Origin of the sequence: Cohnella sp. AR92, assembly GCF_003990975.1 — a bacterium.
GTDB lineage: Bacteria > Bacillota > Bacilli > Paenibacillales > Paenibacillaceae > Cohnella.
In genome coordinates this window covers 520,611-526,801 of record NZ_RZJR01000001.1, presented here as the reverse complement: position 1 = coordinate 526,801, position 6,191 = coordinate 520,611, and the positions used below count along the sequence as shown (strand labels likewise).

At 50.9% G+C, this 6,191-nt stretch carries 2 protein-coding genes; both read right to left on the bottom strand.

All coding sequences use genetic code 11. From position 1 onward, the window contains the following. On the bottom strand, window positions 1–2,579 hold a 2,579-nt coding region (locus ELR57_RS02380), incomplete at its 3' end, for a fibronectin type III domain-containing protein (RefSeq protein ID WP_370452179.1). Window positions 2,580–2,810: 231 nt separating this feature from the next. Next, window positions 2,811–5,717, bottom strand: a complete 2,907-nt coding sequence (locus ELR57_RS02375; protein WP_126956843.1) for an S-layer homology domain-containing protein — start codon at window positions 5,715–5,717, stop codon at window positions 2,811–2,813. Window positions 5,718–6,191: the final 474 nt, after the last annotated feature.

The following is a 6,191-nucleotide window of genomic DNA, read 5'->3' as shown; positions in this document are numbered from 1 at the left end:
ATGCGAATAGAGGTCGGATTGCCGGATACCTTCGTCCACTTGAACGTAGCCGTGTTCGATGTCTTCGCCGAGCTTTGGAAGGTCGTCACTTTCAGTCGATCCGTCTTCACCGTGATGACATTGGAAGGCCCCGCATTCTCACCGCCGGTTACATTCAGCCGGATGTAGTAGGTCGTGTTCGGAGTTAAACCCGTTAATGTCGTGGTCTCAAGCGTCTTCGTCACCGAGGTCGATGTCCAAGTCGTGCCGTCCATCGAGCGTTGTACCTGCACGGCCGTCGCTTTCTTTGGCGCCGTCCAAGTCAAGGTGATTCGACTGTCGCTCTTCACCGTGCTCTTCAGATTGCTTACCGGAATCGTATCCGTCGTTGCCGTTACCGACTTCGAGTCGCCTCCATAGACGCCATCGCTGATATACAGACGGAAATAATACTTCGTGCCCGGGCTCAGACCCGTTACCGTCACTCCCGTCTCCGTAATGGCAAGGTCCTTGGCGGACGTGCTTGTCCAGGAGATGCCGTCAGGCGATTTATTCACGTTGATCTTCGCTGTTGTCGGTCCCGTTACGGCACCCCATTGCAACGTTACCGAATCCGATGTTTTGCCCGTTACGGCTAACGTACTCAATTCGAGGCCGAGCGTTCTCAACTCGATCTCATTCGACTCGCCCCCATAGGAGCCGCCTACGACATAAAGTCGGAATTGGTAGTTCGTGAACGGATCCAGACCCGTAACCTTCGCCGTTGCGAGACTTACCGTCAGCGCCGTCTCGGTCGTCGAAGGGGTCCAGGTTGCTCCTCCGTCCACCGATTGCTCGATGCGAATAGAGGTCGGATTGCCGGATACCTTCGTCCACTTGAACGTAGCCGTGTTCGATGTCTTCGCCGAGCTTTGGAAGGTCGTCACTTTCAGTCGATCCGTCTTCACCGTGATGACATTGGAAGGACCCGCATTCTCACCGCCGGTTACATTGAGCCGGATGTAGTAGGTCGTGTTCGGAGTTAAACCCGTTAATGTCGTGGTCTCAAGCGTCTTCGTCACCGATGTCGATGTCCAAGTCGTGCCGTCCRTCGAGCGTTGTACCTGCACGGCCGTCGCTTTCTTTGGCGCCGTCCAGATCAGGGTGATTCGACTGTCGCTCTTCACCGTGCTCTTCAGATTGCTTACCGCGATCGTATCCGTCGTTGCCGTTACCGACTTCGAGTCGCCCCCATAGACGCCATCGCTGATATACAGACGGAAATAATACTTCGTGCCCGGACTCAGACCCGTTACCGTCACTCCCGTCTCCGTAATGGCAAGGTCCTTGGCGGACGTGCTTGTCCAGGAGATGCCGTCAGGCGATTTATTCACGTTGATCTTCGCCGTTGTCGGTCCCGTTACGGCACCCCATTGCAACGTTACCGAATCCGATGTTTTGCCCGTTACGGCTAACGTGCTCAACTCGAGGCCGAGCGTTCTCAGCTCGATCTCATTCGACTCGCCCTCATAGGAGCCGCCTACGACATAAAGTCGGAATTGGTAGTTCGTGAACGGATCTAGACCCGTAACCTTCGCCGTTGCGAGACTTACCGTCAGCGCCGTCTCGGTCGTCGAAGGGGTCCAGGTTGCTCCTCCATCCACCGATTGCTCGATGCGAATAGAGGTCGGATTGCCGGATACCTTCGTCCACTTGAACGTAGCCGTGTTCGATGTCTTCGCCGAGCTTTGGAAGGTCGTCACTTTCAGTCGATCCGTCTTCACCGTGATGACATTGGAAGGCCCCGCATTCTCACCGCCGGTTACATTCAGCCGGATGTAGTAGGTCGTGTTCGGAGTTAAACCCGTTAATGTCGTGGTCTCAAGCGTCTTCGTCACCGAGGTCGATGTCCAAGTCGTGCCGTCCATCGAGCGTTGTACCTGCACGGCCGTCGCTTTCTTTGGCGCCGTCCAAGTCAAGGTGATTCGACTGTCGCTCTTCACCGTGCTCTTCAGATTGCTTACCGGAATCGTACTAGTCGTTGCGTTAACGACATCCGACAGCCCTTCATAGATGCCGCCGCTCACTTCAAGCCGCAAATAATACTTGGTAGCCGTCTTCAGTCCCGTTACTATGGCTTCCGTATCCGTAGGATCGAATGGATCCGTTGTGGCCGTATTCCAAGAAATGTTGTCGGGCGAATATTTCACAATAATAGAGTCTGCTCCGGCAATTGCATCCCAGTTCAATCGGATTGAATCGGAAGAACGAGGCGAAGCAGTTAGATTCGTAATTTTTTCCGCTAAGGTCTTTACCGATACGACGTTTGAAGTACCTTCTTTTGTGCCACCGGTAACAACGAGATGGAAGTAGTACTGCTTAATCGGAGTTAATCCAGTCACAGTCGCGCGAGCAGCTGTATTGGCAAGGACATCCTTCGTCGCCGCCTCCGTCCAAGTAACTCCGTCCTCGGATTGTTCAATTATCAAGTCGGCAGCATCACTTACAGACGTCCAAGACAAGTCTACCGTTGTGCTTGTTCGATTGCTTAATGACAAGTTGCGAATAGGAGTAGGGTCTGCGGCAAACGCGCTAGAGACATCCAATAAACAAGAAACCATTAATAGGAAGGCAATGAAGCCCTTGCTTACTCTTCTCAACTCACTTCCTCCTTTATTCCTATACTTATGTAGTTCGAATCTAATAGATTATTAACATCTTACCATAATAGAACTTATATCGGAAATGCCAACCAATGACATTAACGTTCTCTAATAAAATCTTGATTAAAGACAAAGAGGACGAACCCGAAGGTTCGCCCTCTTCATTATTTCTAGAGAATGATTGCTTGATTACTTAACCGTAACGGAACCGGAAGCAACAGCGTTGTCGTTAGCATCCGTGATCGAGCTTCCGCCAACCGTAATCTTGACTGTTTGACCAGCCTTGAAGGTGTCAGCTTTGTCCGTATCGATCGTTACAGTCTTAGTCGTACCGTCTGCAGATGCAGTAGCAGTCGATGCGTAAGTGTAATCCGTTCCGTTGATGTTGATCGTCAGTTCGCCCAGAGCATCATCGGAAGAACCAGCCAATTTCACAACTTCGCTGAACGTTACAACGATAGTTTGGTCATCGGCAAACGTAGCGGATACAACCGTCGGAGCCTTGTTCTCGATCAGAGCAACGCCCTTAGCAGTTGCCTTGCTCGTGTTCAGAGTATCGCCATTGTCAGCTACGATATTCTTAACACTGAAGTTACGGCTACCGTTAGAAGCAATCGTACCTGCTGGAACTTCGGCAGCAACGATCGTGCGGTCGGTATCGATGAAGTAGAAGTTCGTGCCAGCCGGAAGCGCTGCGCCAGTCAGCAAGAAGTTAGAAGCAACCAGTTGCGACTTGTTCAGCTTGTGGTCGAACTCGAAGTAGATGATGTTGTTGTTAACATCGTAGGATGCATAAGAAGTAGCATTGTCCTTGTTAACTTGGAATACGCTAACCAGTTCAACATTGTTCTTAGCAGAAGCGCCAGAAACCGTGAAGCTCACAGAAGTCTTAGCAGCTGGGTTAGTCCAAGAGTCTACAACAGCGCCGGAAGCAATCGTGAACGAGTACTTGCCTGCAGCCAGTACAGAACCGCTAAGGATCGAGGACGGACCAGTTACCGTAAGGTCGATGTAGTTAGCTTCGTCAGTGTCGTCCTTGTCGCCGTCGTCATTGATGTCATAACCTTCAACAGCCGTGTAAGCCAGGTCGGCATTCGTTACAACGCCATTGTCATCCGTGTACTTGAAGGACAGCGTGCCCAGATCGGCAGCAGCCAGTTCAACAGCTTCGCTGTACTTCAGAAGGATGTGTGCACCGTCAGTCGTTACGCTCTTGAACGTAGGGTTCGTCTTGTCAGCGTTCAACGTGATCGTTTGCTTAGCAGTTGCCTTGTTGTCGTTGTTTTGCAGGTCGGTGAAGTCACCAGCTGCGAAGTAAACTTGTACGGAAGCGAACGTTCTTACGCCAAGTTCAGGCTTAAGCTTGAACGTAGCCGTGTTCGTGTCGCTGTCGTAAGAACCTTGAGCAGCAACGGAAGAGTCATACGTGCCGCCATCAACAACTGTCAGAACAGCTTGCTCATTCAGAAGAGCTTCGCTGAACTTAACGACTACGTTGGAGCCGTTAACCGTCAGGGAAGTAACCGACGGAAGAGCGTCGTCGCTAGGAACCTTCAGAGTTCCGTTGTAGTCGAGGTAGTTGCCAGCAATGTCAGTTGCGCCAACGATATCGAGCTCAGCAGCAGTGTCGACGCTGAGGTTCTTGATCTTAATCTTGGTGAAGTCGCCAGAACCGTCAGCATCAGGCGTCGTTGCATAATACAGATTCGAAGCGCTAGCCGTATCATTGATTTCAACGCCGTCAATGGATACGCTGCCGATGTCGCTCAGCGGTTCGCTGAATTCGATCGTAGCGTCAAAGCCGGAGTAAGAGATGGACTTAACGGAAGGAGCCGTGGAGTCCGTCAGGTAGATAGCTTGCTTAACTTCTCCAAGGTCTTGGCCAGATGCGGACTTCAGACCGGAAACGATCAGGAAGTTCTGGTAAGTATCAGTCAGATCCTTAGCGCCACTGTTGAAGGCCTTGAAGTGTTCGAAAGTCAACGTTACCGTCTTCTTGTCGTCGCTCAGAGCAGGAGCTTGAGTGGAAGATGGTTGTGCACCAGCGAGGGTGAAGTAGTAACCATAGTCCGGCGAAGAAGTCGTACCATAGTTGTAGTCGTCATACTTGAACGCACCTTCAGTAGTGCCTTCCTTAACAGCCTTGTTGAACGTTACAGCGATTTGCTTACCGTTCAGAACCTTTACGGAATCAACCTTGAAACCGTCGATCGTAGCGGATACTTCAGCGGAAGCCAGGGAAGCTTCGCCCTTGTAAGCCGTAACCGTCAGCGTGTAAGTACCAACAGCTTGCTTAGTCGTCGTGAAGGAGAACGTGCCGTCTTCCTTCAGCGTAGCAGCAGCTGCAGCAGCCGTGCCAACAGCAACCTTCACTGCGTCAGCGCCAACCGTCTTACCCGTTACCGTGATCGTGTCGTCAGCATTGACAACAGCCTTCACGTCAGTAAGAGGCTTAACTTGCAGGGAAGCGAATACTGCATAAGCGATGTCGACCGTTTGGCCGCGAGTAGCAGCAGCCTTGTAGTTCGACGGAATCGGCAGACCAGCGTTGATAGCAGCTTGGATATAAGGACCAGCCCATGCGGAAGATCCTTCAACCGTAGCGCCTTCAACCGGAGTCAGCTTAGCGATTGCCGTAGCAACCTTGATTACGGACTCAACCGTTACGTTAGCCTTAGGCTCGAACTTGCCAGCGCCCGTACCGTTAACGTATCCAGCAGCGTAAGCAGCTTGGATAGCGTTCGTCCACCATTGACCAACCGTTACGTCGGAGAATGCGGAAGTCGTAGCAGCAGGAACGTCCAGACCAGCGACCGCAACAGCGATCGTAGCGAATTGTGCACGGTTCAGGTTGTCTTCCAGGTGAGGAAGGCCATCAGTCGTGCCCTTGAGAATACCCTTGTCGACCAACTGCTGATACTTCTGAGCAGTAGTGAGGTCGGAATCAGTAGCAGCAGAAGCCATGGAGGCAAACATGCCGAATACCATAGCCAGCGCTAGAAGAAGAGACAAACTTTTCTTCATAACCTTTTTTTCTCCTCCTTGAAAAGGAATCTGTAGTGTTGTTTTAGAAGATTTGTAGCTCGAATCTCTCATGGCGTTTCACCCCCTTTCCGGAGTTGAGCATTGTCTATAATTGATGTCTACGGTCATGTTCTTTGGTAGAAGCATGTCGCAGAAACTAGTAAACGCGCATAAATAAGCTAGGGAATTAATGCCACTTAACCTATTATACATTGATGGCAAACGAGCGTAAAGAGATTTCTTGGCGTCAGCACTAGAGTCTGAGTCTCTAGTCCCTCTGTTTACGCAGCAAGTATTTAGACGCAGGTCCTTTGGAAAAGTTGCGGTTATCGCGGATATTCTCACAACTTTTTTCGATATTCCGTTGGTCCCGATGATACCCATTCTTTTTTCTATGTAGGTTCGTTTAGCACTTCATCAGTATAGCCGATGGAATTCCCAGCGTCATTGCCAAACATATTCCAGTCCAGCCAACATCGCCTAAATACAGACATATGAGGTTATTCGCGAACTCATAAGAAAATGACGGTTCAGGGGGAATGTTCC

Bases quoted from the DNA above. Each gene is read 5' to 3' on its own strand.
- ELR57_RS02375 (WP_126956843.1), bottom strand. From the start codon at position 5,717: ATGAGAGATTCGAGCTACAAATCTTCTAAAACAACACTACAGATTCCT.